Origin of the sequence: Azospirillum oleiclasticum (assembly GCF_013423485.1) — a bacterium.
In the GTDB taxonomy this organism is placed as follows: Bacteria; Pseudomonadota; Alphaproteobacteria; order Azospirillales; family Azospirillaceae; genus Azospirillum; species Azospirillum oleiclasticum.
This window is the reverse complement of sequence record NZ_JABFFR010000043.1, coordinates 1-23,819: the sequence shown is the minus strand read 5'-3', so window position 1 is coordinate 23,819 and position 23,819 is coordinate 1. Positions and strand designations below refer to the sequence as shown.

Here is a 23,819-nt window from a genome sequence, read left to right as displayed (position 1 = left end):
ACGGCCTGGCCGCCCTCGGTCACCGTCTTCGTCACGTCCCGCCAGATGGCGACGGTCTGCGACAGGTCGTCGCCGACCTGGACGACGCGACCCTCCACGTCCTTCCAGACGGTTTCCCAGGTCGCGTCGCCCATGTATTGCTGCTCGCGCGTCAGCAACCCCTTGCCGATCGCCTCGGCCGCCGACATCTCGGTCAGCTCACGGGTGGTGGTGGTGACCGTCCGTCCGCCCTGCTGCACCGCCGGCCACAGCTTTTCCGTCGTCTCCAGGAACTCCTTCAGCGCGGTGGTCGTGCTCTTCACGCCCTCCTTCGCCTGTCGCCGGGTCGCGTCCTCAAGGGACAGGTTGCCGGCGAGGTCCTTCGTGCGGAGCGGAAAGTCGATCGCGAACTGGAGCTGCTTCATCCCCGTTTCCAGGTCGCTCCAGTCGATGTTGTCGATGGCCCGCTGCACCGCCGGTTCGAAGCCGTCCTTCAGTTCGCGCGTGAAGATGCCTGCGAACCACGCGGTCAGCTCCTTGATCCCGGCGTCGTCCTTGCCGAAGGTCCGCTCGGTGTTCGGCCCGTTGTACTGCGCCCGTATGCCGGTCTGGGTGACGCCGACGAACATGTCGAAGGGCAGCGTCTTGCCGCCGGCGAGGTCGGACAGGCCCTTGTACATCTCGTACACGGCCTGGGAGATGTCGCTGGCCGCGTCGCGGTTTTCCTGGGAGAACTTCTTGCCCGTCTGCCCTCCGATGGTCTCCGCACCGGTGGTCAGATTGATCGTGCTGCCGCCCTCCTTGGCGGAGGGCTTCTTCGCGAAAAGCCCGTCGAGCAATCCGCCGATGATGGGGGCGGCCACCATGGCAATCGGTCCCAAAGGCCCGAGCGCCACCCCGGCGAGCTGCGCGATGCCCAGCCCGGCGGAGATGGTGTTGCCGATGCCGCTGCCGATCTGACCCTGCGAGAAGGCGCGAAACGCGTTGAACGCGCTCAACGCCGCCCCCGCGGCCGTCGCCACCTGCCCCCAGGTCGCGCCGGTGGCGCCGCCGAGCGGGTTGCCGGCGGCGTCAAAGGCCCCGGTCGTGTCGAAGCCGGCCGTGCCGTCGTTGATCACGCCGACACTGTTCGCCGTCGAGCCGGAAGAGCCGAACACCGGCGAGTGCCACCAGCCGGGCAGCGCCGACGGGTCGGTCAGCCGCGACAGCGACCCGATCGACAGCCCGCCGGTGCCCCCCCCGGATTGGGCGTTCTGGTTGGCGGCGGCGGGCGTGCCGGCCGTCACCGGCCGGACCCCACCCCCGGACGCCGCCGGCGTGATGGCCCCGGCCAGATCCCACAGCGTCGGCAAATTGCTGCCCAACGCCCAATTCTTGATCGGATTGATGACCGCCATCCGCAAGGCGAGCGTCTGGAACTCGCCCCACAGCGCCTTGACCGCGTCGCGCCATTCCAGCGTGCCGTCCCCGGCCTCGACGATCTTCTCCAGCAGCGCGTCCATCGCGCGCTCGCCGAACTGTTCCAGCTCCTTGTAGGCAGCCGTCGTGCGTTGCGTGTCGAGTTCCAGCGTCGCCCTGGCGCGGGCCGCGGCGACCTGGTCATCGACCCGCTTCCTGCCCTTGGTGTCGAGCGCGTCGTATTCGATGCCCTGCGCGCGCAGCGCCTCCAACACCTCGAACTCGGCCGTCGCCAGCGCGCGCACCGCCTCCGGCGCGCCGGCCATCGCCGCCTCGAACGCCGCCCGGCGGCCCCGCTGCCCTTCCTGCTGCTCCATCGTGGCGAGCGCAAGTTCGCGCTCCGCCACCGCCTCGCCGCGGACGGCGGCCGTCTTCCGCCGGATGACCTCCAGCAGGATCTCCTTGGTCTCGGCATCGGCGTGCTGGAGCGCGATCGTCTCCTCCAGCGTCGCCGCCTGGATCTTCGCCTGAAGCTCCTCCTCCTTCTGGGCGGCGACCGATGCGCCGGCCGCCTCCGCCACCTTGCGCCGCGCGATCACCTCGCGCTCCATCTGGTCCACCTGCTTTGCCCCGGCGAGCGCCGTCGCCGCCGCCTGCTCCTCCAGGATCTGACGCTGGCGCGTCAGCGGATCCACACCGGTCGCCAGCGCTTCGGCCTGCGCCCGGCCCAACGCCTCCCAGCCCGCCGCGGCCGAGACGGTGCCGGCCAGCACGGCGGCGGCAGCGTCGCGCGTGGCACGGGTCTGGATGGTGACCTCGGCGGTCTGGTCGGCGATGGCCGCGGCCGCCTGGACGGACGCCATGCGCGCCGCCTCGTCCGCTTCGGCCTTCGCCAGGCCTACAGACTTGCCGGCGTTGATGGCGGCGATGTACGCTTGTTCTTTCGCAATTGCGATCTCTCGTGCAGCGCCGGTCTTCTGATATGCCGCCGCCAGCCGGTCGTTCGCTTTCTTCAACTCATCAATGGCGATTTCTTCGTCATTGGTAAGGCCGTTCAGCCGCGTCCCGTACCGGCCGGCCGACGTGCCCGCCGCGGTCGGCCGGCCGGTGAAGGGCGAGCCGACAGACGGCGCGGGCGGAGCCGGTTCGGTCGGCGGCAGGCTCGTGCCGTTCATACCCCACAGCGGATTTCCCATCATCTGCCAGCGGGCGAACGCCTGCGGGGTCGGATTGCTGAGGAACTCCACCAACCCCTTCAGCCATTCGGCACCGGTCACGCTGACGCTGATGACGAGCGGCGCGCTGGCCTTCGCCGCAACATCCACGAACGCGTTGAACTCCCTGTTCAACCGCTCCATGGCCTGCTGGACCGGACCGAGGCTTTCCTGCCGCAGCCCCTGGAACCGTTGCTTCAAGGCGTCGATGACGATAGCGTTGGCCTTCAGCCGGTCGCCTTGCTCCAGGGCCGCTCTCGCCGCTTCGTACTGCTCCACCGTCAGCGCGCCGGTGGCCTGCGACAGCGCGCGAAGGCCCGCCGTTCCGGTGGTCAGCCACTCCGACAGTTTCTGCCCGGCCTCCGCGGTGCCACCGAGCCGCACGCCGAGGTCCACGGCCAGACGCCCGATCTCGCGGAGCTGGTCGGCGCTGCCCAGCTTGCGTGTGTCGAGCGCCGCCGACAGCGCCGCCACGGCGTCGTCCCGCGACGCGCCGAGCCTGACCATCTCCTCCGTGATGCCCCGGATTTCCGCCGCGGTCACCCCGGCCTGTTGGCCCGTGGCCTGAAGCGCCACGTCCCAGCCGCGCAGTTCGGCCTGTATCGACACGGCCCGCGACACGACCAGGGCAAAGGCGCCGGCCAATGCCGTCGCCCCCGCCACCACCCCCGTCATCGGCGTGCGCAGCAGCGACAGGGCGCGCCCCACCCCGCCGACCGCTCCCACCGCCTGCGGCCCCTGCTGCGCCAGGATGACGAACGGGTTCGTGCCGGACCCGAGCTGGGCGACCACATCCTGCACCTGGAAGGACAGGTTCGTCATCTCATGCGCCGCCAGCCGGGTGGAGCCGGCGGTGTCCCGCGCCGCCAGCGACTGTTCCTTCAGCGCCGTGGTCAGCCGGCCATGGCTCTCCGCGTCGATGCGCCCGCCGGCCAGGGCGCGGTCGAGAAGCGCCTGATCCTCGGCCAGACGGCGCGTCGCCGCGGCCGCCGGCTCAAGCCGGTCGGTCAGCAGTTGCAGGGACGCGGCCTCCTGGCGGTTCGCCTGGATGACCGGGTTGTGCGCCTCCGCCACCGCCCGCAGGATGCGGATGCGCTCTCCACCCTGGACGTTGTTGTCGTTCAGCGCCTTCAGGACGGCGCGCAGCTCGTCGCGGTAGCGGGCGGCGGCGGCGTAGACCGGATCGTAGGCCCGGCGCACCTGCTCCAGCGCGGTCACCGTGCCGCGGCCGGTGGCCTCGGTTTCCGTCCGGCTGGCGCGGACGCCCGCAGCCGTGGCCTCAAGCGCCTGCTGGAACTCCCGCAACCCCCTGGACGTCCGCGACAGGTCCTCGGCCGTCGCCTGCATGGACCGCCGCCACGCGTCCAGATCGGCGACATTGCCGGACCCGCCGGCGCGGTCCAGCGCCTGCCCGGCGTCGTTGGCGGCGTCGGTCAGCCCGGTCAGCGCGTCGCGCGACAGCTTGATCTCGCCCACGAAGGCCGAGCCGTCCGCCGTCAACCGGATCGCCACCGCGAGGTTCGTCATGATCCGCCCTTGTTGCGCCGGCCCTTGGATCGGGGAGCGTCAGGCCCTTTCGGCGGGTGCCGCCGCCGCCAGTCCGCCTCGTGGATCGCGCAGGCGGCCATCTCCATCGCCTGCACCAGCACCAGCGTCTCCCGGTCCCAGGCGATCCCGAAGGCGTCGGCCAGTTGCCGGAGCTGCACCAGGTCAAGACCGATCGGCGGCCCGCCCATCGCCGGATAGCGCCAGACCCGATCGGCCGCGACGAACAGCTCGAACAGCGGCCAGGCCGGGCGCCACAGCGTGACGGGGAAGGGCCGCGGTTCGTCCGGATCGTCCGGCGGCGGCGCGTCCTCGGGCTCGCCACCGCCCGCCAGCGCCGCCACCGCGGCCGGGGCGACGGTGCCGGTGACCGGCTTGCGCCCGCCCCCGGCCCAGGCCCGCGCCGCCGCCGTCAGTTTCCCTTCTTGGCGTCCCCGTTCAGCAGCTTCACGAACACCTCCCACAGCGCGTTCTGAAGGAAGCGGAAGCCGCACAGCCGTTCGATCAGCTCGGGCGAATACTCCGCCGGTGCGTCGCCGTCGCCGATCCCGTGGTTCTCCGGCAGCCCGACGATGAAGGCCTTCAGCAGCTCCACCTGCTGAAGCCGCAGCCCGCGGGTGGCCTCGTCGATCTCCCGGTCGGCCTCCGCCCGCTCCTCGGGGGATGCGCCCTCCCGCCGCTTGGAAGCCTCGGCGATCCGGTCGTTGACCGCCCGGTTGTGCTCCATCATCTCCTCGCGCACCCGCTCCATCTCGTCCTCGTGCGGGATGCGGAAGACGACGAAGATGGTCTTCGTCACGAACGGGATCTCGGCACCGCGCTGCGCGCGCTGGACCGACTGCGGGACCTTGAACTTGACCGGTGCGACGACGTCGATCCGGTCCTGGATGTTGAAGGAAAAAACCGTCATGGGGGTCTCCGGGTGGAAGGGCTGGCTCAGGCGGCGGTGCCGGCGGGCACGAAGATCGACCATTCGTCGTCACCCTCGGCCCCGTGCACCAGACGCATCGGCAGATCGACCATCAGGTCCTTCTTGCTTTCCGACCAGGTCGGTTTGCCGATCTGGGCGCCCGCGGCGCGGAAGCGCACCACCTCGCCGGCGGCACGCCCGTGCTGGAACAGCAGCTCGCCCTTGGTCCGTGCGGCGACCGCGGCCATGACGTCGAAGTCGCCCAGCCCCGGTTCCTCGACCTTCAAGCTGGCGGTGGACTTGCGGTCGTTGATGCGCACCGCCGTCCGGCCGACGCGCTCCACCAGCTCCACCGTGTTGCCGCTGTCCCAGCCGAACTGCTCGGCCACCAGATCGTGCCCGAACAGGCGGCAGATCGGCGTGTTGGCGGTGGAGACCTCGACCGGATCGGGCCAGCCGCTGTAATCGGCGACCGCCGCCGCGGCGAAGGCCGGTGCCGTGAACAGGCTGGTGATCTCGACCTCCCAATAAGGGAAGTCGTTGATGGCGCCGGTCGCCTTCACGTTCAGGCGCGAACCGAGCATCCGGTACAGCCGCTCCTGGCCGCCGCCGGCCGACGGGTCGGGCAGATAGGCGCGCAGCGTCGCCGACTTGTGGCCGGTGCGGTCCGACGACGGCTCGTACAGACACCCCGGCGCCGTCAGTGCGATGGTGAAGCTGTCGCCCACCTCGAACGGCGTGCCGATGGCGGACGGGGTGATCTCCGCCCCGCCGGGCAACTGGAACGGCGACGCCGTGGTCATCACCACGCCGGTCTCGCTGTAGGCCGGCAGATACTCCACCGCCGGCGCCGCCACGGTGAAGGCGGCGACGCCGGTGCCTCCCCCCGTCGTGCAGGTCAGGGTAACGGTGCGGTCGAACACGCCGGCATAGGCGGTGGTCCGCGCGTAGGTGAAGGCGCCTTCGGCCCCCGCGCCGGGGGTGGCGGCTGCGGCAATCGTCGCGTTGGCCGTCTTCGCGACCTGCGTGCGCGCCGCACCCCCGGCGCGCAGAAACGGATCCCACAGCGGGATGTGGTCGGCCGCGGCGCCGCAGCCGACCAGCCCGACCTTGGCCGTCAGGCGGGTGCGGCGGGAGAACAGCTCGGCGTGCCGGTTGCCCATGTGCTTCAACACATAGGGCAATTCCTTCTCGTCGGCCTCCAGCCAGGTGGCCTGCACGTCCCACAGGCGGCAGGCCTGGAAGGTCAGGCCGTCGTCGTCGCCGTACTCGGTCTCGACGGCGATCAGCACGTCCTTGTGATCGAAATGCATCGGCGCGCTGGGCACGGGCGGCATGGCGGCTTACTCCTGCGGGACGGCCGGCCGGCGGCGGCCGGCGGTCTTGACGGGGGCGGGCTCGATGGGGGCGGGCTCGACGGCGGGGGCGGACGCGTCCGCGGCCGGTGTCGGCCCGGATGGCGGCTCGGATGACGGCATGACGGACGGCGCCACCGGGCGCGGCCCGTCCTTCTGGTCGGTGACGATCCGGTCGATGCAGGGGCGCATCGGTGCTCTCCTCGCTATTGGAACCGTTCGGTGACGAGGGACAGGCGGGCGCGGTGGCAGAGCACGCCGGCGAACATGACGGGCTCGATCCGCTCGATCTGCGCCCCCACGTCAGTCGCCGGCCCGTTCCGCCCGTCGCACAGGCGCCCGACCGTGCCGCCGAGCGTCGGGTCGGCGGCCAGCCGCGCCACCACGGCGCGCGCCAGCGCGGCGATGGTCAGTTCGCTCGCCGCCGCGTCCTGCACCGCCAGGAGCCCGGTGATCAGCCAGCCGCCGACCACGGTCCCGCGGCCGGCGCGCGGCGCGCCGTATCGCTCGGACACCAGCGACACGAACCAGCCGCGGATCTCGGCCGCACCGGTGTCGGGGTTCGTCCACCGGTAGAGCGCCTGCATCGCTTGCGATTGCGGCGCGTAGCGCTCGAAAGCGTGGACGGCGCCGATCGCCGGCACGGTCTCCAGCGCCGCGACGATGGCGGCCCGCACGGGATCGGTCATGATGCAGCACCTCCGACACGGTGGATGGCGCGCTGGGCCGCGGCGGCCAGGATGCTTTCGAGCTGGGGTTGGACGGCGGCCAGCGCGTCGCGGAACATGAAGGCGCCCTTCGTGCCGCGCTTGGCGATGGCCCAGCGGATGGCGTTCGCCACGGCGTCACCCTCCTCGCCGGTCTTGCCCAGCTTGCGGCGGACCCAATCCGCCAGCGGCTCCAGCGGCGGCACGTGCGGTCGGCTGCCGACCTCGACCGGTTCGGCATATGCAAGGCTGGTGCCCACCGCACCCACGACCCGCTCCCCCGACAGCTCGATCGGCAGGGCGCCGATGCTGTCGCGCAGCGTCCCCGCACCACTGGTCGGCGTCCGCTCCCTGACCTCCCGTTCCAGCAACAATTGCCCTTCGAGCACACCGACCGCCAGCTCGCGCAGGAACACCGCCGGTGCGGCGTCCAGCGCCGCGCGGGCGCGGGCGTCGAAATCCAGGCCGAAGGCCGGGCCGCTCACGTCGCCCCCCGCCGCAGCAGGCCCCGGCGCGGCTCCCAGGCGATGCTGGCCGACGCACCCGCCGACCGGCCCGGCGCCGGCCCGCTGGCCGACAGGTGATCGTCATAGGCCTTGCGGGCGGAGCGCGCGCGGGCCGCGTAGCGGTCGCTGGCGCCGCGGTGGTCCACCGCGTCGGCCGGGATGGTGGTGTCGGTGTCGCCGGCCGTGGCGGCGGCGAGCTGTTCCAGCAGCAGGCTGGCGGCAAGGCTCGCCACCGCCAGCCGGTCGGCCTCCGGGATGGTGTCCTCGAACGCGGTCAGCCGATGGCGGACGGTGAAGGTGACGCGGGCGGTGTCCGCGGGGCCGGGCGGCGGCGTCGGACGCCACATCAGTCGGACGCCGTCGGGGTGGTCGTAGGGCACCAGATCGCCCGCCGGCCGGATCGCCGGCGGCGCCTGCCCCGCCGGCACTTCCAGCCCGACGACGGCGCTTCCCGGCTCCCACCCCGCGGGCGGCTCCACCAGATGGGCGCCGGTGCCGGCGATGTCGGCCACCGCGCGCCGCGGCCGGTCCTTCGAATAGCGGCGCACCGCCTCGTCCAGCGCGCGGTCGCCGGCGCCGGCGCGCAGCCGCGCGTCGTCGCCGCGCACCACGTCCTCGACCAGGGCCAGCAGATCCGCGCGCGCCATGGTCAGAACCGCGCCAGATGCAGGGTGACGTCGATGTCGGTCCAGGACGGCGTCGTGCCGCCGATGTCCAGCCCGATGGTGATCACCCCGCCGGCCGGCACGGTCGGCCAGGCCGACCCGCCCTCCGCGGTCAGGTTGACCATCGTCGCGTAGGTCGCGGCCGTGGCCGTGATCTCCAGCGGCTCCGCCAGCACGCTGCTGTTGCCGACCTTGATGTCGACCGCGCAGGTCGGGCTGGTGCCGGACGACGCCCGCGCCACGGCCACGGCGCCCAGGATGCGGTGGCGGCCCTGCAGCACGTGGCGGGCCGCGGCGGCGACGTCCGCCGTCCACACGCCGGCGAGGCGGATCGGGAAGCTGTAGGCATGCCCGCCGCCGGGCGGGATGTTCGGGGTGCTCGTCATGGTCGTTCACGCCTTGCCGGAAACGAGGGGCTCGGAAACGAGGGGCCGGGATCGCTCACGCCACCACGGACTTGCCCAGCCCGCGGTGGTCGAGCACGGTGCCGCCATAGATGTGACGGACCTTCCAGGTGATCTGGTCGTTGGTGAACAGGCTGCCGCTGGTCGGGCTGTCCTGCGTCCACAGCTCGGGTTCGTCCTTGCCGTCCAGGAAGCCGATCTCGATGGTGGGGATGTCCCGCGGGTCGGCCGACACGCACCAGTCGGCCTCGTCGGTCCAGTGGAAGACCGGGCGGATCGCCGGCTTCAGCGTGACCGTGAAGTCGGGATCGTTGCGCTGGGCCAAAGTGAACAGGTCGAACGCCGTCTCCTCCAGCGCGTCCGGCACCCACAGGAAGCGCGGGTTGACCCCGATGGTGTCGTTGCCGCCGATGTCCCGCTGGCGCTTCATCATCAGCCGCAGGGCCTTGTAGCTGGCCGCACCCAGCGCCGACGTGATCAGGTTGCCGTGGTCGGCGTGGAACAGCGTCTTGCCGTCCTTGATGACCGGGTTGTCGCGCAGGAAGTTCAACACGAACTTGTACAGCGTGCGCTTGGCCGCGCGGCCCAGATCGACCGGGATGCGGCGCACGAAGCCGACGTCGTCGTTCTTGATGTCCTCGACCGCGATGCTTTCCAGCCGGCCGCGCTTGTGCACCTTGTAGGTGGCCGGATCGTCTTCGGAGGGGCTCTCCAGCTCGACATAGGGATCGTTCTTGGCGACGATGGGCAGGTCGCCGTAGCCGCCCCACGCCACGCGGGACTGCTCGCGGAAGTCGCCGATGGGCACCGGCTCGCCCGTCAGGTCGCGCCAGCCGTCCAGCTCGCGGTACTCGCGGTAGGACTGGATCACCCGCTTGTTCATGCTGTCGAGGAAGACGGCGGCGAAATCCTCCCCGTCCAGCGCCTCCCGCAGCAGCGCCTCGTCGCAATCCCTGGTGCGGCCGGTGACGCGGCGGTCGCCGGTCGCCATGACATAGAGGTCCTTCAGCGACGGGGCGTCGCGGTGGTGCTTGTGCGACGGGTCCCAGAAGGCGGCCATCGCCTCGCGCAGCTTGTCCGCCCGCGTCTCGCCGAACAGGATCAGGCTGTCCTCGCCCAAGCCCCGCACCCGGTCCCCGGTCGCGGCCGGGGCGAGATAGGCGATCTCGTCCTGGATGCGGCGCTCGACGTCCGCCTCGCGGAACTCGGCCTGCCCCTCGAACTCGGCCGTCAGCCGCGCTTTCGCCCGGTCCGGCAGCGCGGAGCGGCCGACGCGCTCGCGCATCGCGACGTTGCGGTTCAACCGCGCCGTGACCTGCGCCTCGACCAGCCGCGCCACCTCGCCGGGGTCGGTGGCCCCAGCCGGGGCGGGCTTCGGGTCGGACTTCGGGACGGGCGCCGGATCGCCCGGCCCCCCGCTCATGGCCGGGTCGCCCATGGCCTCGGCGAACACGGCCTCCAGCTCGTCGTCGGACAGGGCGGCCACGTCCTTTCCGGCCAGCAGGGCGGGGCGGCGGCGGTTGATGGTGTCGATCAGGCGTGCGCGCAGCATGGCTTCCTCGTCCAGGGCTTCGATCAGGGACATGACGGCGCCGCCGGCGCCGGGCTCGACGATGAGGTCCACCGACTTGACCGTCGTGATGGCGGTGGCGACCTTCAGCGCCCGCCCCCCGACCTTGCCGGCCTTGACCCGGCCGCCGGCGTCGATGGACAGGCCGAACAGGTCGGCCATGCCGCCCTTCACCGCCTCCCGCAGCTTGACCGACACCGCCTCCGACGGGTCGATCAGGGTCAGCACCGCCCGCAACTCGCCGGTGTCGGCGGCCTTGCCCTCCACGAAGACGACGTCGGACAGGCGCCCCACCAGATTGCGCAGATCCTTGCCGCCGCCCTTCAGATGCTCGGCGTCGGACTTGACGAACACGCGGGCACCGTCGAACAGGCCGCGCGCCTCGCGCAGGGTGGCGTCGGGGTAGTAGTTGCCGTTTCCGGACAGTCCGGCGCGGATCACCCGCACCCGGTAGCGGGCGTTCACGGCGCCGGTGCCGGCGTCGGTGGTGGCGGCGTCGGGGGCCGCCTCCAGCAGCGCACCGGCCGCTTCCCGCATGGACGCATCGGCCGGGGTGAAGGTCTCGACCACCTCGACCGGGCTGCCGAGCGTCACCGCACCGCGCTCGGCCAGGGTGTAGGGATAGGACAGCAGCCTGGCGTCGCCACCGCTCTCGCTGACGGAGACCACGGCCTGCTCCGGCCACAGCCCGCGCAGGTACACGTAGTTCTCGCGGCCCGTCTGTTTGAACAGCGCCCGCACCGCGGCGGTGACGCGCTGGATGATGTCCTGGTAGGACGATGCCGCCGCTTCACGCAGCGCCGCCTCGCCGAGGATGCCGGTCGCCGGGATCGTCATGGCAGCGCACCCGTGAGCTTTTGCCCGTCGACGGTGACGGCGAAGACGCAGTCGCCGTCGATCCGCGCCGCCAGCAGGCGTTTCGCCGGCACCTTCAGGGCGGCTGCGGCGCGGCGGATGTCGGATGCCCCGTCCGGGCCGGGGGCGTCGTCGGCCGCGGCGGTGGCCGCCTCCGGAGCAGGGTGCGCCGGAGAAGGGTGCGCCGGAGAGGGGCGGGCCGGTGCGGGTCGGGTCTTCGGAGCGGCCATGGGACCATCGGTCGGGACGTCGGGAACGGCGCCGATCATGCCCCCGATACCGCCTTTGGTTTACGCCATCGGATGAGGGGGTTGGGGTACCCCCTTCGGCGTCGTTTCTGACGCATGGTTGACGGGGGCTGGATGCGTTCCGGCGGGACACGGCACCCATCGAGGCGGCCGGAAGCCTGCCGCATCGGCGGGCTTCCCAGAGGCTTCCCGCGACCGCGCTTCCCCCCTATATATAAGGTGTGGTCGCCGCCGTGATCTGAAGGCGGCTTGATCCTGGAGCCGCGCCCCCTTCCATGGGCAAGCTGCGGTGCCGGCCCTCGCCCGGCGACACGCGGGGCATAGGGGTTTCGGGGACGTTGCGCACCCCGGCGGCGACCACCTCTTGCATCCCTCATACGGCGGGCGCGGCCATCCGGCGAAGGCCTGCGCCGCCCGGTGTCACAGCGTCCCCCGGATCAGCGGGTAGGCCTTCGTGTTCGCCAGGGTGGCGCGATCGACCAGCCCGGCGGAGACGACGAAGTTGTGCCGCTCCACCTTCGATTTCTTGTCGCGGTCGCGCAGCACGACCGTGAAGCGGGCCAGCCGCTTCTCACCCCCGCCCACCTCCGCGATGTAGAAGATGGCCGGCCGGCCGGCCTTGGCCGCCGCCGCGTCCCACAGCACCGCCAGCGGGTTCTCCAGGATCTGCGGCAGCCGGCGGGCGACGCGCGCCGGCACCGACTTGCCGGCCAGCACCTTGGCGTCGCGGACGTAATGCCACAGCATGCGGTCGGACACGCCGATCTCGCGCGTCGTCACCGCCGCCCCGAACCGCAGCTTCAGCGCCTCCTCCACCTCCGGCAGCAGGGTGCCGGCGGTCATCACCGTGCCGTCCCTTCGCGTGTCCTTCTCCAGCGCCCGTCTGGCCCAGGTGTCGAAACCGGTGTGCTTCACGTCCTGCAACCGCCGCTTCACCGGGCTCTGGTTCAGCTCCTCCACCGTGAAGGGCTGGTCGATGGGGTGCTTGACCTCCCAATGCGCCATGTGCGGCAGGCTGGCGCAGCCGCAGTTGATGCGGTGCTTGGCCGGCGCCTTGGGGTCCTTCGGGAACATGATCGGCTCCCCGCCGACCAGGAACGGCTCGTCCGGCTTCTTGATCTGCCCGTCCGCCAGATCATGCGACAGGCGGGAATGGATCTTGCCCGACCGCCGCCACTGCTTGCGCAGGCCCGGCAGCACCGGTGCCGCCTGCTCCTGCCGGGCCTGCGCGGCCGCCGCGTGGGCCGCCCCCAGCTCGGTGCGCGTGATGGTCAGCGCCCGCTCCAGCCCGCCGTCCAGCACGCCGGCGACCGAACGCGCCGCTTCGAACGGCGTCTTGGCGCCGACCATGGCAAGGCCCAGCTCGGTGTTGACGCGGGCGGCCGAGGTCGCCGTCACATCGGCGATGCGGTCGGTGCAGAACGCCCGCATGGCCTCCAGCCGCCGCGGGTCGATGGCGGCCAGCAGGGAGGACAGCCGGACGCCGCCGGCCTCGGCCGGCCGGTCGATCAGGTCGATCCCGGCCGCCCAGCTCGCGTCCAGCCCGGCCCCGACCGCCGCGTCCCACCCGGCCTCCAGCCGGGCCAGCGCCCGGCCGACCTCCTCCTTCAGCCGGCCGAGGTGGTGGACCTGCCACGCCGAGGGCGCGCCCGCCAGCGTCGCCGCGATCTCCGCCTGCGCCTGCCGCAGGACGGCGCGCACCTGGTCGGCGGTCCGCCGGCGGATCGCGTTGCCGGCGCGGATCTGGCGCAGCCGCTCGGCACGGAAGGCGCGGTCGCGCTCGCTGGGGCCGGGTGGTGAGTCGGCGGTCATGCGGCGATGCCCATGAGGCTCGTCCCGACCAACGCGCCATTCCCGTCCCGGTCAGGTTTGGGATAGGGGTGGATGGGAAGCAGCAAGCGGCGGCGGGCCGATCGCTTCAGGAAGAGCACATACCGGAACTGACGGAAGACATGACGGGATGCGCGGTGCAGATTTTCCCGCAGATGAGCACCGCGCCCGCCCTGGCGGGTTACCGATGTCGCCAGGATCTTGTGGTACCAGACCCCATCGAGTTCATAGAAGGTCGAACGGTGGAACCCGCAATACACGAAGTTGCAGGCCTGATAAACCACACCCCATAGGCCGCAGCGCTCGTCGGCGAAGGACTGGATCCAGTCCACGGCGGGATGAGCCGCCCGGATGTACTTCACGGCATAGGCAATCGCCATGCTCTCGCCGTTCCGCGGCACCGCGTCGCTCAACCACATGCGATTGAGTTCGAGGTAACCGCGGTTGCAGGTTCCGGCGACGATGTTGCGGGCGGAGGCCGGGTTCATCGCATAGCCGAGTTGGAGGGCGCCGACCAGCGCGCCGCGGTGATACACGCCGAGATGGATATAGGCGTTGTTGACCGCCCGGTGCGAATAGTGGTTGGCGACGATGAGCGCCACAACCTCACGGCGCGGCGCCTCTTTGACCAGGAACTCGGCGTCTCCAAAGCCCACCACACGGCGGGCACCGTCCTGGATGTCATGGATGTAGCCTCGCGGCCCGATGGTCTTGAGCGGTTCCAAGTGCGCTCTCCGAGTCGGACGCTCGTGGGCGTTCGGACGGGGAGCTCGTGGCCCTCACATGGTTGATCGTGCCGCAGCGGGGGCACTTGATTTCCAGGCAATTCGCGGTTCCACGCGCCAGAAGCCGGCGGCAGGAACCGCAGCGGATTTCCTCCATTCAGGGTAACGCCTATGGTGGTCCCGCCCCGGCGCCGGGGTGCGGGACGGCCGCGATGCGGCCGGTTGCGGTCGTGCGGGGTGCAAGCCCGCGGCTCGGGGCGGTGGCACGCCCCGAGCTCCCGCCGGCCGTACGGCGGGAGCGTCTCCACGATGCTGAAGGCCGTCATGCCGGTTCCTCGCCGGACAGGGGCGAAGCCTCATCCTCCGCCGGCTCGGCGTACACATCGTCCTCGGCCGCCGCGGCCTCCTCCTTCTCCGCCTTCGCCAGCTCGGCCGCGGCGTCGATCTTCTGGCCGAGCTGGGTGGCGACCAGCGCGATCAGCCGCACCGCGGTCTCGCGGCTCAGCAGCCCCTGCGACACGCCCCCGGCCGCCGCACCCACCACTTGGCCCAGCGCCGCCGCCATGGCGGCCACGTCCCGCGTGACCAGGTCGGGGAAGACGGCGCGCACGCGCAGGGCCGGGTCGGCCGGGTCGGCCGCGCGCCCCAGCGCCGCCGCCCGGCGCCAGACCACATAGGTACCGACCTCCTCCAATATGGCCTTCAGCTCGTTCTGGCGGTCGGTCAGCACCTTGTAGGTCGGGTCGCCCATGGCAAGCGCGGTGGCGCGGTTCACGTCGCCGCCGGACCCGTACCAGTGTTCCGGCAGGCTGGCGCCGCCCAGGATGTCGTTGCGCAGCGTCCGCAAGGCCGTGTCCGCGTCGCCGGCGGCGAGCTGCGGCACCACCGCCTGCCACGCCTCGTTCTCGTTGTGCACCCGCACCGTGCGCGCCCGCGGCGGCGGCAGGTTGGCGGCGCGGCGGTCGCATTCGGCCTGATCGGCGCCGGTCAGCGTCACGTCCCACAGGACATGGCGCTGCAATTCCCCCCGTTCGATCTCGCCGAACAGCATCTCGTCATAGGCGTCGCACTTGTCCACCGCCGACAGCAGGTCCGACCGGCCCCGCTTGCCGGCGACCAGCCCGTTGACGCGGAAGAAGAAGCAGTCACCGCCCGTCATCCCGGCGCGCAAGGCCCGCGCCCCCTCCCCGAACAGATCGGCGTCGTCGCCGGGCAGGATCACCCGGTACACCCGGCGGTCGCCCGACCGCTTGCGCACCACCACGCCGATCGGCTGGGCCACGTTGTCGGGGTCGGTCACCACGGCCTCGATGGCGCCGGGATCGACATAGCCCAGCCGGATGGCGCCCGACACCTCGTTCCCGTAGACGCGCCAGCACTGCTCGCCGAACAGCGCCAGCTCGCGGGCGTATTGCTTGAAGCGCCGGTCCAGCCGGTTGATCGGGTCGCGCACGAAGGCGTCCAGCCAGCCCTGCGCGTCGGCGTCGTCGCATTCCAGCGTCCAGCCCTCCGCCAGCAGCATCGCCAGCGGCAGCTCGATCAGGCGGTTCGCCAGCCGGTTGCGCTCCCACGCCCAGGCGGCGATCCGCTGCATCCGCTCCTGCGTGATCGGCGACAGGTCGCGGGCCGTGTCGGCGCCGACCGGGCGCCAGGTGCCGTCCTCGTCGTCGGGATCGGCCGCGGCGCCGGCCGCCTCGCGCATCGGCCGGCCAGCGGGGACGACGGCGGGAGGGAAGGCGGCGGCCATCAGCCGCAGGAAGGGGTCGAACACGCCCATCGTCTCACCGTCTCCCGCCGAACATGCGGCCCATGCCGCCGAGAAAGCCGCCCCGCCCGCGCATGGCCGGGCCGCCGGCGCGGCCGTGCCCCCCGCCGTCCGGCGGCGGCACGCTGGTGCCGGCGGCGGCCCGCGTGCCGGTGGCGATCTTCCACAGGATCTCCAGCGCATCCAGCCCGTCGTCGTGATCGACCAGGGGGAAATGCTCCATCTGGTCGATCAGCGTCGTCTGGGACGCGTTCAGCCGGATCAGCCCGTTGGACACATAGGGTTCCAGGCTCTCGATCCGCAGCGCCTTGTCGGCGTGCGGGATGACCGGCTTCGCCGGCACCGGCACCCCGGCCGCCACCGACCGCTCCATCAGGATCTGCCGGAAGAACTCCTGGAACTGGACGCTCTCCACGCCCCACGCGATGCAGTGGAATTCGCGCTGCGCCTCGATGACGTCCATGATGATCCGGTCGGGCACCCGCCGCCGGATCGACGCCAGCACCACGTCCAGCACCCGGCGCTCGCGGTCGTAGCCGCCCACCAGCACGGCGGACGGGTCGCGCGCCCGGTTCTGCTTGCCGAGGCTCGGGTCGCAGGCGCCGAAGAACACCCACGCGTCCAGACGCTGCACCCAATAGGTGATGCGGCCGAAGACGGCGTCGTCCTCCGACAGCGGGTCGTTCTGCTGCTCCGACGCGAAGGCGCTGCGCCCGATGCGCACCCGCATCCGCATCAGCGCCGGGAACGGCCGCACCGCCGGCCAGGACACCTCCGCCCCCGCCAGCATCAGGGCGAGGTTGGCGGCCAGGAAGACGTCGGCGGCCGGCACCCCGTCGTTGCGCAGCACCTCCTCCCAGCGGTCCCACAGGTCGCGGCGCTCGGGCCAGCGGATGACCGACTGGAATTTGGTCGCGCGCCACAGCGGGTTCCGCATGGTCCGCGCCAGGACGCTGTCGTAATGCAGGATCGTGCCGATGTAGAGCACGTCCAGCGTGCTGTCGGCGGCGCCGACGTTGAGCACGGCCGAGTTCAGCCACTTCTCCAGCTTGTTCCGCTGGTCCGGCGTGCGGACGTTCTCGTCGTTCTCCAGATCGTCCAGGATGGCGAGGTCCGGCCGGTGTGGGCCGTGGCGCAGGCCGCGCACCCGCTGCCCGCCGCCGCGGGCGTGGATCTTGACGCCGTTGCGGGTGACGATCACCCCTTCCTTCCACACCCGCCCCCGGCCGGCGATTTCCGGGAAGTCCAGCGCCAGCCGCGGGTTGGTCTCCAGCTCGGCCTTGATCGCCTCGACCATCAGGACGGCCTGCTCGTTCACGTCCATGATGACCAGGATGTAGGACTTGATGGCGCGCGCCACGCACCACAGCGGCGTGAGCTGGGAGCAGATGGTGGACTTGGCCTCGCCGCGCGGGGCGGCGATGGCGTCGGTCTGCCCCTCCGCCGCCGCCAGCAGCTCCGGGATGCGGGCGTAGAGGTGATCGTGCAGGCGGCTGTTGGGGGCCTTCACATAATGCGGGAAATAGGTGCGGGCGAAGAACTCCAGCCCGTCCGCCGCCAGCGCCCGGCGCCGGCGCTCCAGGATGGCGGCCGGGCCGTCGTCCAGCCCGGTGACCTCCGCCTCGATGGTGGCGCGCAGCGCCGACGCCGTCTCCGCGACGGTCGCCAGGAACTCCTTGCGCGACAGCTTGGGCAGAGCCGGGCGCGCCATCAACCATAGTCCCGGCTGAGTTCGGCGGAGAAGGGTTCGATCACCTCCAGCAGCGCCGGCGCCAGATGCGGGAAGTCGCGCCGGACGAAGCCGGCCAGGCGCTGGATCACGTCGGTGGCGACCGCCAGCCGCGACAGCTCCGGCGACGCCCGGCCGACCGCCGCCATCGTCTTGTTGAAGGCGTCGGCGAGGCGCGACAGCACCTCCGCCTTCTTCAACGGGTCGATGTCCGCCTTGCCCTTGATGTCCTCGACACAGGCCTGATGCAGCAGCAGATAGTCGTTGAGGATCATCTCGGCGATCTGCTGGCGGCCGTCGCCGGCCAGCCGCGCGGCGGAGCGGGCGCGGTCCCAGTCGTCGCCATCGGCCTCCGCCTCCTGCTTCCACCGCCGGGCGGACGACAGCGACACCCCCAGCCGTTCGGCCGCCGCCGGAAGCTCCAGACGGTCGTAGACATAGGCGCGGCGCAGGTCCGCGCGGGTGTCGGCCCCGTGCGCCATCAGGCATCCCCCAGCGTCTTGCGGGCGATCTCCGCCGCTGCCGCCATCGCCATCCGGCGGGCGGTGCCGGGGCTGGGGCTGTCAACCTCCGGGTGGCCACCGCGCCCGAGCACCAGGTCGATGCCGTCGTCGGTCAGCGACAGCACCAGGTCGTGCCCGGTCTCGTCGCACCAGACGAGGCCGAGCGAGGCGAGGTGGCGCATCTGCCGCTCGACCTCGGCGCGCGCGACACGGAAATGCTCGTTTCCCGTCAGAACACGGTGCAGCGGCCCCTCCTTGATGGAGCGGCCGGGCGATTTGAAGGCGGCGATCAGCATCGACAGGCGCAGCGAGCGCAGCCACGCCAGCCCTTCAGCGTCCAGCGCCATGATGATGCACTCCCTCCGGGGTCATGATGCCCGCCGCGCCGCGGCGGCGTCGGCGAAGATGCCCTCGTGGCGCAGCACGCGGGCGTCGATCTGGTCGATGGTGGTGCGCACCCCTTCCATGGTGGCGCTGATCGCCTTCAGGTCCCCGCGCACCCCCTCGACCGCCAGCAGCACGCGGGCGAGCTGGTCGGCCTTCGGCAGCTCCGCCATGGTTTGACGCAGGTGCGTCAGATCGGCGGCGATGGTGGCGTGCAGGGTGTTGTGGTCGGCGATCCAGCGCGTCTGCGCCTCCAGCCGGTCCACCAGCCGCCGCTCCAGCGCCAGCTGCGCCTCCGCCGCGGATCGGGTGTGCATCTCCAGATCCTCGTGGCTGGCAAGCCCCTTGCGGAGCTGCCCGACCACCCATTTCAGGGCCGGCACCACGGCGATCGTCAGCACGAACGCGATGACGGGCCACCACTCCTTCATCCACGCCACCATCACCGCGCCTCGTGCTGCTGTTGGCAGGAAAGACACCGGCGCGCACCCGGCCACGCGGCGCGGCGGGCCGGCGGTATCGCGTCGCCGCAGTCGGCGCAGACGGCCGGCGCCGCCGCGTCGGACGCGACGCGCGCCTTTAATGCCCGGACCGGCACGCGAAGGGCGCGTTCGTACAGCGCCCCCAGCTCCTGCGCGCGATCGGCGTCGTCGGCCATGGTCAGCCGCCCTCGGGCAGGATGCCGCGCGCGGCCAGACGCACCATCAGCATGCGCCGCACGCCGGCGGCGTCCACGCCGAGGCGCGACAGGCCGTCCGGCACCTGTTCGACCATCGCGTCCACCATCTCGTCCACGACGCTGTCGTAAAGGGCGGGGGCTGCGGACGCACCCGGCGCCGTTCCCGGCGGCAGCCCCACCGGTGAGGGGGCCGGCAGGCCGGCCAGGGCCGACAGGCGGGCGTGGGCGAAGGCGGCGAAGCGGTCGGCCGCGTCCTGGACATACTCGCGGGCCTGATCGTCCAGCGCGACGCCGAGCCGGGCCTTGAGCTGGCGCCGCGCCAGCTCGAACACCGCCAGGATGGTGGCCGACGCGATGGCGGCAAGGCTCCCCACCGCCGTCTCCAGCACGCCTGACCAGGGCGAGGGCGGTGCGACGGAGAGGTCGGCGGCCAGGGCCGCGGCGCCGCCCACCGCCAGCATGCCGGCGACCGACAGCAGGACGGCCACCAGCCCGACGATACGGTCGGAAAGGTCCGAGGACGGCCGCTTCAGCAGATACAGGCCGCCGGAGAAGATGACGCACAGAAGGAGCGCGGCGAAGGCGTGGGCGAAGCCCATGGGGCACCTCAACGGTAGGGTTGGACGAGACGGCTCCAGGCGTCCACGAACTGCTCCGGCCGGCCCTTGCCGGCGGTGGTGTTGTAGACGCGCTTCCACACGGCGGCGTGTCCGGCGACGTCGCCGGGGGCGGCCAGGGGGACCGGGCTGCGGAAATAGACCAGCCGGGCGATCGCCGCGGCGTAGGCGAGGTTGGTGGCGAGCTGGACATCACCGGACGGCCAGGCGGACCGCAGCGCCGCGACCCGTGCGGCGAGCGCGGGGCGGTGGCCCAGGAAGTTGGTCCAGAGATCCGCGTGGGTGCGCGGCTCGATCTGGAACAGGCCGAAGGCGGGGCCGAGGCTGCGGTCGGTCGGCGAGGTGATCTGGTCCAGCGCGCGCAGGCCGCTCTCGTGCGCGGCGGTGCCGAGCAGCAGCTCGACCGCGGCGTCGCGGTCGATGCCGGGGGCGTCGGTTCCGGCCAGATGCGCCAGCACCGGACGGATGACGAAGGCTTCCAGGTGGCGGGGCGACAGGCCGGGGCCGGCGTAGGACATGGGAAGGCCATCCGTGTGGGGATGGCGCCATTGTCGCGCGTGTTAGGCGCCTACCGCGCACCGCAAAGACAATGAAGGGACAGAGAGGCTCAGCGCGGCGAGAACAGGTCGGGCTGCTCGTCGGGGTGTGGCACAGGACGCTTTCCTCGAATGGGCTTTGTTCGGGGCACATCCACGAGGGGCGCCCGGCACGTCGGGCAGCAGGTTGGCGCTGGCATCTGCGGTTGACCTTTGATCCGATGCGCATTGGATATGAGCTGGAACACCCATTGCTCGCTCAATCCGACACGGTCGGCGATCCGTCGCGCCGGATGGCAGTCCGGGCATTCACGGGGCGCAACCGTCGCAGTCCTTGATCCGGGAGCTCGTGGTGCACCGTAGCCCCGCAGCAGGGTCCGGGCGCGAACATCGGAAATGCCCAGACGCTTGGCGATGCCTGCGATGGAGACACCCTCATCCAATAGCCGTCGCGCATCATGCAGGTGGAGCCACGCCTTGGCGTTCGGCCACTTGATCTCCTCGTTGCCCATGGCCGCGCCGATGATGCGCGCGTTGTCGTGCCCCACCAGCCGGCTCAACTCGTGATCTGGTTTCGGCTCGGCGGGCACGTAGCGCCGCCGCCCACCCCATGCGCGCGCCAGGATCTCCGCCACCTCGACCGACGTGAGCGCGGCCACGTCCGCGAGCTTGCCGGGCAACCCGGCGGCCGAGGGACTGGTCATGGACGTCTCCTATTCCACGGCGGCGCCGACGCGGTCGGCCCAGCCCTTCAGCGCCTCGATCACCTGTGCCCAGCGCTCGGGCGACAGCATGCCGATGTCCTGGCGGGTCTGCCGGCGGATGAAGGCGGCGAGTGCCGTGTCGGAGCGGTCGCGGACCTTGCCGGCGTCGGCCAGCGCGATCCACAGGGCGCGCGCCTTGGCGAGCTGCGGGCTGTCGGCGTAGGGCTGGCGCTTCCCGCCGGAGCTGCCGGGGCGCTTCGGCGCGCCGGCCGCGTAGAGCGCACGCACGACGGCGTGGAGCTGGGTCTCGCTCATGGCGCGGGTGGACGTGATGCCACCGGCGTGGCGCGCCAGGAAGGGGCGCCAGACGGCGTCGTCGGCCAGCGTCGGCACCTGCCGGCGCAAGGTCTGCACCTTGGCGATCAGCGGGGCGAGCGGGTTGGCGGCCTTGGCGCCGGATGGTTTGACGCGGGCGGTCATGTGCGGGGCTCCGGGGTGCAGCGGTTGACGGCGATGTCCCACTCCCTGGGCAGGTGCGTGGACGCGTCGCCGAAACGCCACGCGCTCTCGTCGCGTCCGCATTTCAGGCAGGTGCGGGAGAGGCCGGGGCGCGACTGGCGGCACAGATGCAGGGTCAGGGCGGACGTCGGGCGGGCGGTCATGACGTGGGTCTCCAGCGGATCAGCACGCCGGCGAAATGGCCGGTGTCGGGATGCTCCCTGGCCCAGAACTCCAGCAGCTCCGCCCAGCCGCGCGGGAAGCCGTCGCGTTGGGCGAACTGGTCCAGCAACTCGGGCTCGTCGGCCCCGATGCGGCGAACCGTTGGGGCGTCGCCGCCGTGGATCGTCACGCCGCCGGGTGCGTCCAGGCGCAACAGGACGCGCTCCACCGACGTGCATTCGGCGACGCCGAGCAGACGGCAATGCTTCGTGCGCATCCCGGCGTAGAGCTGGATCGCTTCACCCGGCCGGGCGTGCCGGCCACGGAAGCGGTGCGCGCGGATCGTCTGCCGCTTCATGCCCGGCAGCTCCTCCCCCGGCTCAAGACCGGCGAGGATCATGTCGACGAAGTTCGGGCGGAAAGAATAGGCGACCATCAGGCGTCTCCCCGGTCGGGCGGAGGTGCCGCGGCGGCCCGCTCGGGGTCGCCCTGGCAGCGGGGGCAGACGCGGCCCTTTTTCTCCAGCTCGACGCCGCGGCTGCGGAACCACCCCGTCTGGTGGCCGCATTCCACGCACTCGAACCGGACGACGCCGTGCGGCTCGGAACCGGGGGCGTCGCCGGCGTCACACACGAAGAGTGTCCGCGGGTTGCGGCTCGGCTCGGCCCTCGGCTTGCGCCAGAGGTGCAGTTGCTGTGCCATTGGTCACCTCGTTTCCGGGGCCGAAGACGGCCTCATAGGCGGGAAAGCGCCCGAAGATCACGGCGCGGCGCATCAGCTCGGCCCGCGCCCAATCTTCGGCGCCGTGTTGGACCAGGATGCGGCCGGAGAGGGTCCGGACCTCCCATGGCGGATAGGGCGCGGTGGCGGTCATGACCGCCGTTCCTGCCGCAGCTTCCGGCGGTACTCCCGGACCTCGTCGGCGATCCGTTCGCGCTCCTGCTTGCGCCCCGTCGCGAAGGACAAGGCGAGGATCAGATCGACAGGGTGGCGGGCGAAGGCGGCGGCGAGGTCGTCGGTGCTGAAGCCCTTCACCAGACGGGCCAGCGGGCCGCCACGGCCGGCCACGGCATGCTTGAAAGCGTCGATGACGGCGTTGTCGGTTGGCGCTTTCGCCATGATCACCTCCGTGGCAATCGGTCGAGGGTGTCGTTGAACAGGCCGACCAGTTCGGGGTAGGCGACGCCGGCGGTCGCGGCGCGCTCCACCGCGGCGGCCAGGCCGATGCGGGGGTCGGCCGTGGCGCCGTCCGGCCCCGCCGCGGCCAGCAGCGCCCGCCGCGCCTCCACCAGCAGCGCGCGCAGCTCGCGCCGGCCGCGCTGGCCCACCGGCGTCCGGCCCTTCAGGCGGTCGGACGCCACGGTCAGGCGGGCGATCAGGTCGAGGCGGTCAGTGGTCATGGGGCGGCGGTCATGGGGTGTCACACCGTTTCCGGCAGGCGCCGCTCGGCCGGCAGCCGCTCGTTGTAGGCGCGCGCGACGGCGGCGCGGATCGCGGTCGCCGAGGTGCCCCCGAAATTGTCCTTGTAGGCGCGCCCGGCCTTCTCCAACGGGACGGCGCCGCGCGACGCCAGCACCTTCGCCAGCCGCGCCCGGTCGATCTCCGGCGCATCCCGGCCCGCGGCTTTGGCGACGACGAAGAGCTGCACCATGGCCTTGATCAGGCTGGCGCGCACCGCCCCCGGCTCGCGCGGGAAGGCGTCGGCCAGCACGGACAGCGCGGCCACGGTCGGGCCGTCGCCGAAATTCACCAGACAGTCCCGGATGGTGCCGAGCGCCAGCGTGGCGCGCGGCGGCAGATCCTTCGGCGTCAGGTTGGTGCGCGGGATGACGATCCCGGACCGGTCGCACACCTCCTGCAAATGCAGGGCGTCGGGGTCGCCGGCGGCGAGCCGGGCCTTGTGCAGGTGGAACGGGTTGACGGCCACCCGGTCGAGGTTGATGGCGGTGAAGGTCCGGGCGTCCTCGGCGAGCCCCGCTTCCGGCAGGATCATGCAGGGCACCGACGGGACGGCGGGGTGCAGCTTCGCCGCCTCCCACCGGTGCTGGCCGTCGATGATGGCGTAGAGGTCGCCGGTGGCGACCACGGTCAGCACCTGGAACTTGCGCCAGGAGAAGCGCTCCACGATGCGCTGGATGTTGTCGCGGCTGGCGCGGCTGTCGGTGGAGCGCTGGTAGCGGGGATCGACGGTCAGCAGCTCCACGTCGATCCAGGCCAGCGTCGGGCGGGGGCCGAGGCCGGCGAAGGCGTCCGCGGGAGCGGCGACGGGGGCGGCGTGGTAGTCGGCCAGGACGGCGTCAGGCATCGGCGTGCTCCTCGTCGGAGGGCGCG

The 23,819-nt window shown here is 71.9% G+C and carries 31 protein-coding genes; all 31 read right to left on the bottom strand.

The window, feature by feature from the left end; translation table 11 throughout:
• Positions 1–4,118 (bottom strand): phage tail length tape measure family protein (locus tag HL658_RS31375; RefSeq protein ID WP_180286265.1); only part of this gene is annotated, 4,118 nt, incomplete at its 3' end.
• Positions 4,115–4,600 carry a DUF1799 domain-containing protein gene (locus HL658_RS37470; protein ID WP_180286266.1) on the bottom strand — a complete coding sequence of 162 codons (486 nt, stop codon included), beginning with the start codon at positions 4,598–4,600 and terminating at the stop codon, positions 4,115–4,117. The genes HL658_RS37470 and HL658_RS31375, both read right to left, overlap by 4 nt.
• Entirely contained in the window at positions 4,549–5,046 is a 498-nt protein-coding gene (locus tag HL658_RS31365; protein WP_180286267.1) for a hypothetical protein, read from the bottom strand. Before HL658_RS31365 ends, HL658_RS37470 begins: the two co-directional genes overlap by 52 nt.
• A gap of 26 nt (positions 5,047–5,072) precedes the next feature.
• Positions 5,073–6,383 carry a hypothetical protein gene (locus tag HL658_RS31360; RefSeq protein WP_180286268.1) on the bottom strand — a complete coding sequence of 437 codons (1,311 nt, stop codon included), beginning with the start codon at positions 6,381–6,383 and terminating at the stop codon, positions 5,073–5,075.
• Positions 6,384–6,389: 6 nt separating this feature from the next.
• The gene (locus tag HL658_RS31355; RefSeq protein WP_180286269.1) at positions 6,390–6,593 is read right to left on the bottom strand and encodes a hypothetical protein; all 204 of its coding nucleotides are present in this window, start codon (positions 6,591–6,593) and stop codon (positions 6,390–6,392) included.
• A gap of 14 nt (positions 6,594–6,607) precedes the next feature.
• Positions 6,608–7,090: a hypothetical protein gene (locus HL658_RS31350; RefSeq protein WP_180286270.1), complete on the bottom strand. Its 483-nt coding sequence runs from the start codon at positions 7,088–7,090 to the stop codon at positions 6,608–6,610.
• Positions 7,087–7,593 (bottom strand): HK97 gp10 family phage protein, encoded by a 507-nt coding sequence (locus HL658_RS31345; RefSeq protein ID WP_180286271.1) that lies wholly within the window; start codon positions 7,591–7,593, stop codon positions 7,087–7,089. The genes HL658_RS31350 and HL658_RS31345 overlap by 4 nt, the downstream gene beginning before the upstream one ends.
• A complete protein-coding gene (locus tag HL658_RS31340; protein ID WP_180286272.1) occupies positions 7,590–8,261 on the bottom strand; it encodes a hypothetical protein in 672 nt (223 codons plus the stop codon). Before HL658_RS31340 ends, HL658_RS31345 begins: the two co-directional genes overlap by 4 nt.
• A gap of 2 nt (positions 8,262–8,263) precedes the next feature.
• Positions 8,264–8,665 (bottom strand): hypothetical protein, encoded by a 402-nt coding sequence (locus tag HL658_RS31335; RefSeq protein ID WP_180286273.1) that lies wholly within the window; start codon positions 8,663–8,665, stop codon positions 8,264–8,266.
• Between the two features lie 55 nt (positions 8,666–8,720).
• Positions 8,721–11,090 carry a phage major capsid protein gene (locus tag HL658_RS31330; RefSeq protein ID WP_180286274.1) on the bottom strand — a complete coding sequence of 790 codons (2,370 nt, stop codon included), beginning with the start codon at positions 11,088–11,090 and terminating at the stop codon, positions 8,721–8,723.
• Entirely contained in the window at positions 11,087–11,338 is a 252-nt protein-coding gene (locus tag HL658_RS31325; RefSeq protein WP_180286275.1) for a hypothetical protein, read from the bottom strand. The genes HL658_RS31330 and HL658_RS31325 overlap by 4 nt, the downstream gene beginning before the upstream one ends.
• Positions 11,339–11,776: 438 nt before the next feature.
• A complete protein-coding gene (locus HL658_RS31320) occupies positions 11,777–13,168 on the bottom strand; it encodes a hypothetical protein (protein ID WP_180286276.1) in 1,392 nt (463 codons plus the stop codon).
• Positions 13,165–13,911 (bottom strand): Mom family adenine methylcarbamoylation protein, encoded by a 747-nt coding sequence (locus HL658_RS31315; RefSeq protein ID WP_211109900.1) that lies wholly within the window; start codon positions 13,909–13,911, stop codon positions 13,165–13,167. The genes HL658_RS31320 and HL658_RS31315 overlap by 4 nt, the downstream gene beginning before the upstream one ends.
• Entirely contained in the window at positions 13,868–14,068 is a 201-nt protein-coding gene (locus tag HL658_RS38300) for a zinc finger domain-containing protein (protein WP_180286277.1), read from the bottom strand. The genes HL658_RS31315 and HL658_RS38300 overlap by 44 nt, the downstream gene beginning before the upstream one ends.
• A gap of 165 nt (positions 14,069–14,233) precedes the next feature.
• A complete protein-coding gene (locus HL658_RS31305; protein ID WP_180286278.1) occupies positions 14,234–15,688 on the bottom strand; it encodes a hypothetical protein in 1,455 nt (484 codons plus the stop codon).
• 4 nt (positions 15,689–15,692) lie between these two features.
• On the bottom strand, positions 15,693–17,387 hold the full coding sequence (gene terL, locus HL658_RS31300; protein ID WP_180286279.1) for a phage terminase large subunit: 1,695 nt from the start codon (positions 17,385–17,387) through the stop codon (positions 15,693–15,695).
• A complete protein-coding gene (locus HL658_RS31295) occupies positions 17,387–17,887 on the bottom strand; it encodes a DUF1804 family protein (protein WP_180286280.1) in 501 nt (166 codons plus the stop codon). The genes terL and HL658_RS31295 overlap by 1 nt, the downstream gene beginning before the upstream one ends.
• Positions 17,887–18,255 carry a hypothetical protein gene (locus HL658_RS31290; protein WP_180286281.1) on the bottom strand — a complete coding sequence of 123 codons (369 nt, stop codon included), beginning with the start codon at positions 18,253–18,255 and terminating at the stop codon, positions 17,887–17,889. The genes HL658_RS31295 and HL658_RS31290 overlap by 1 nt, the downstream gene beginning before the upstream one ends.
• Before the next feature lie 21 nt (positions 18,256–18,276).
• Positions 18,277–18,723, bottom strand: a complete 447-nt coding sequence (locus HL658_RS31285) for a hypothetical protein (RefSeq protein WP_180286282.1) — start codon at positions 18,721–18,723, stop codon at positions 18,277–18,279.
• Between the two features lie 11 nt (positions 18,724–18,734).
• Positions 18,735–18,950: a TraR/DksA C4-type zinc finger protein gene (locus HL658_RS31280; RefSeq protein WP_180286283.1), complete on the bottom strand. Its 216-nt coding sequence runs from the start codon at positions 18,948–18,950 to the stop codon at positions 18,735–18,737.
• A 2-nt stretch (positions 18,951–18,952) separates the two neighbouring features.
• Positions 18,953–19,570 (bottom strand): hypothetical protein, encoded by a 618-nt coding sequence (locus tag HL658_RS31275; RefSeq protein ID WP_180286284.1) that lies wholly within the window; start codon positions 19,568–19,570, stop codon positions 18,953–18,955.
• Between the two features lie 8 nt (positions 19,571–19,578).
• Positions 19,579–20,106 (bottom strand): hypothetical protein, encoded by a 528-nt coding sequence (locus HL658_RS31270; RefSeq protein WP_180286285.1) that lies wholly within the window; start codon positions 20,104–20,106, stop codon positions 19,579–19,581.
• Positions 20,107–20,195: 89 nt separating this feature from the next.
• A complete protein-coding gene (locus HL658_RS31265; RefSeq protein ID WP_180286286.1) occupies positions 20,196–20,828 on the bottom strand; it encodes a hypothetical protein in 633 nt (210 codons plus the stop codon).
• Between the two features lie 9 nt (positions 20,829–20,837).
• A complete protein-coding gene (locus HL658_RS31260; RefSeq protein WP_180286287.1) occupies positions 20,838–21,308 on the bottom strand; it encodes a regulatory protein GemA in 471 nt (156 codons plus the stop codon).
• Positions 21,305–21,490 (bottom strand): hypothetical protein, encoded by a 186-nt coding sequence (locus HL658_RS31255; protein WP_180286288.1) that lies wholly within the window; start codon positions 21,488–21,490, stop codon positions 21,305–21,307. The genes HL658_RS31260 and HL658_RS31255 overlap by 4 nt, the downstream gene beginning before the upstream one ends.
• Positions 21,487–21,924 carry an ASCH domain-containing protein gene (locus HL658_RS31250; protein WP_180286289.1) on the bottom strand — a complete coding sequence of 146 codons (438 nt, stop codon included), beginning with the start codon at positions 21,922–21,924 and terminating at the stop codon, positions 21,487–21,489. The genes HL658_RS31255 and HL658_RS31250 overlap by 4 nt, the downstream gene beginning before the upstream one ends.
• The gene (locus HL658_RS31245; protein WP_180286290.1) at positions 21,924–22,121 is read right to left on the bottom strand and encodes a hypothetical protein; all 198 of its coding nucleotides are present in this window, start codon (positions 22,119–22,121) and stop codon (positions 21,924–21,926) included. Before HL658_RS31245 ends, HL658_RS31250 begins: the two co-directional genes overlap by 1 nt.
• Positions 22,114–22,362: a hypothetical protein gene (locus tag HL658_RS31240; protein ID WP_180286291.1), complete on the bottom strand. Its 249-nt coding sequence runs from the start codon at positions 22,360–22,362 to the stop codon at positions 22,114–22,116. Before HL658_RS31240 ends, HL658_RS31245 begins: the two co-directional genes overlap by 8 nt.
• Positions 22,359–22,607, bottom strand: a complete 249-nt coding sequence (locus HL658_RS31235; RefSeq protein WP_180286292.1) for a hypothetical protein — start codon at positions 22,605–22,607, stop codon at positions 22,359–22,361. The genes HL658_RS31240 and HL658_RS31235 overlap by 4 nt, the downstream gene beginning before the upstream one ends.
• A 2-nt stretch (positions 22,608–22,609) precedes the next feature.
• A complete protein-coding gene (locus tag HL658_RS31230; RefSeq protein ID WP_180286293.1) occupies positions 22,610–22,888 on the bottom strand; it encodes a hypothetical protein in 279 nt (92 codons plus the stop codon).
• Positions 22,889–22,908: 20 nt separating this feature from the next.
• Positions 22,909–23,793, bottom strand: coding sequence for a ParB N-terminal domain-containing protein (locus HL658_RS31225; RefSeq protein ID WP_180286294.1), 885 nt, complete (start codon positions 23,791–23,793; stop codon positions 22,909–22,911).
• Between the last annotated feature and the right edge of the window lie 26 nt (positions 23,794–23,819).

Bases quoted from the DNA above. Each gene is read 5' to 3' on its own strand.
- HL658_RS31365 (WP_180286267.1), bottom strand. From the start codon at position 5,046: ATGACGGTTTTTTCCTTCAACATCCAGGACCGGATCGACGTCGTCGCA.
- HL658_RS31360 (WP_180286268.1), bottom strand. From the start codon at position 6,383: ATGCCGCCCGTGCCCAGCGCGCCGATGCATTTCGATCACAAGGACGTG.
- HL658_RS31355 (WP_180286269.1), bottom strand. From the start codon at position 6,593: ATGCGCCCCTGCATCGACCGGATCGTCACCGACCAGAAGGACGGGCCG.
- HL658_RS31350 (WP_180286270.1), bottom strand. From the start codon at position 7,090: ATGACCGATCCCGTGCGGGCCGCCATCGTCGCGGCGCTGGAGACCGTG.
- HL658_RS31340 (WP_180286272.1), bottom strand. From the start codon at position 8,261: ATGGCGCGCGCGGATCTGCTGGCCCTGGTCGAGGACGTGGTGCGCGGC.
- HL658_RS31335 (WP_180286273.1), bottom strand. From the start codon at position 8,665: ATGACGAGCACCCCGAACATCCCGCCCGGCGGCGGGCATGCCTACAGC.
- HL658_RS31330 (WP_180286274.1), bottom strand. From the start codon at position 11,090: ATGACGATCCCGGCGACCGGCATCCTCGGCGAGGCGGCGCTGCGTGAA.
- HL658_RS31325 (WP_180286275.1), bottom strand. From the start codon at position 11,338: ATGGCCGCTCCGAAGACCCGACCCGCACCGGCCCGCCCCTCTCCGGCG.
- HL658_RS31320 (WP_180286276.1), bottom strand. From the start codon at position 13,168: ATGACCGCCGACTCACCACCCGGCCCCAGCGAGCGCGACCGCGCCTTC.
- HL658_RS38300 (WP_180286277.1), bottom strand. From the start codon at position 14,068: ATGGAGGAAATCCGCTGCGGTTCCTGCCGCCGGCTTCTGGCGCGTGGA.
- HL658_RS31305 (WP_180286278.1), bottom strand. From the start codon at position 15,688: ATGGGCGTGTTCGACCCCTTCCTGCGGCTGATGGCCGCCGCCTTCCCT.
- terL (WP_180286279.1), bottom strand. From the start codon at position 17,387: ATGGCGCGCCCGGCTCTGCCCAAGCTGTCGCGCAAGGAGTTCCTGGCG.
- HL658_RS31295 (WP_180286280.1), bottom strand. From the start codon at position 17,887: ATGGCGCACGGGGCCGACACCCGCGCGGACCTGCGCCGCGCCTATGTC.
- HL658_RS31290 (WP_180286281.1), bottom strand. From the start codon at position 18,255: ATGGCGCTGGACGCTGAAGGGCTGGCGTGGCTGCGCTCGCTGCGCCTG.
- HL658_RS31285 (WP_180286282.1), bottom strand. From the start codon at position 18,723: ATGAAGGAGTGGTGGCCCGTCATCGCGTTCGTGCTGACGATCGCCGTG.
- HL658_RS31280 (WP_180286283.1), bottom strand. From the start codon at position 18,950: ATGGCCGACGACGCCGATCGCGCGCAGGAGCTGGGGGCGCTGTACGAA.
- HL658_RS31275 (WP_180286284.1), bottom strand. From the start codon at position 19,570: ATGGGCTTCGCCCACGCCTTCGCCGCGCTCCTTCTGTGCGTCATCTTC.
- HL658_RS31270 (WP_180286285.1), bottom strand. From the start codon at position 20,106: ATGTCCTACGCCGGCCCCGGCCTGTCGCCCCGCCACCTGGAAGCCTTC.
- HL658_RS31265 (WP_180286286.1), bottom strand. From the start codon at position 20,828: ATGACCAGTCCCTCGGCCGCCGGGTTGCCCGGCAAGCTCGCGGACGTG.
- HL658_RS31260 (WP_180286287.1), bottom strand. From the start codon at position 21,308: ATGACCGCCCGCGTCAAACCATCCGGCGCCAAGGCCGCCAACCCGCTC.
- HL658_RS31255 (WP_180286288.1), bottom strand. From the start codon at position 21,490: ATGACCGCCCGCCCGACGTCCGCCCTGACCCTGCATCTGTGCCGCCAG.
- HL658_RS31250 (WP_180286289.1), bottom strand. From the start codon at position 21,924: ATGGTCGCCTATTCTTTCCGCCCGAACTTCGTCGACATGATCCTCGCC.
- HL658_RS31240 (WP_180286291.1), bottom strand. From the start codon at position 22,362: ATGACCGCCACCGCGCCCTATCCGCCATGGGAGGTCCGGACCCTCTCC.
- HL658_RS31235 (WP_180286292.1), bottom strand. From the start codon at position 22,607: ATGGCGAAAGCGCCAACCGACAACGCCGTCATCGACGCTTTCAAGCAT.
- HL658_RS31230 (WP_180286293.1), bottom strand. From the start codon at position 22,888: ATGACCACTGACCGCCTCGACCTGATCGCCCGCCTGACCGTGGCGTCC.
- HL658_RS31225 (WP_180286294.1), bottom strand. From the start codon at position 23,793: ATGCCTGACGCCGTCCTGGCCGACTACCACGCCGCCCCCGTCGCCGCT.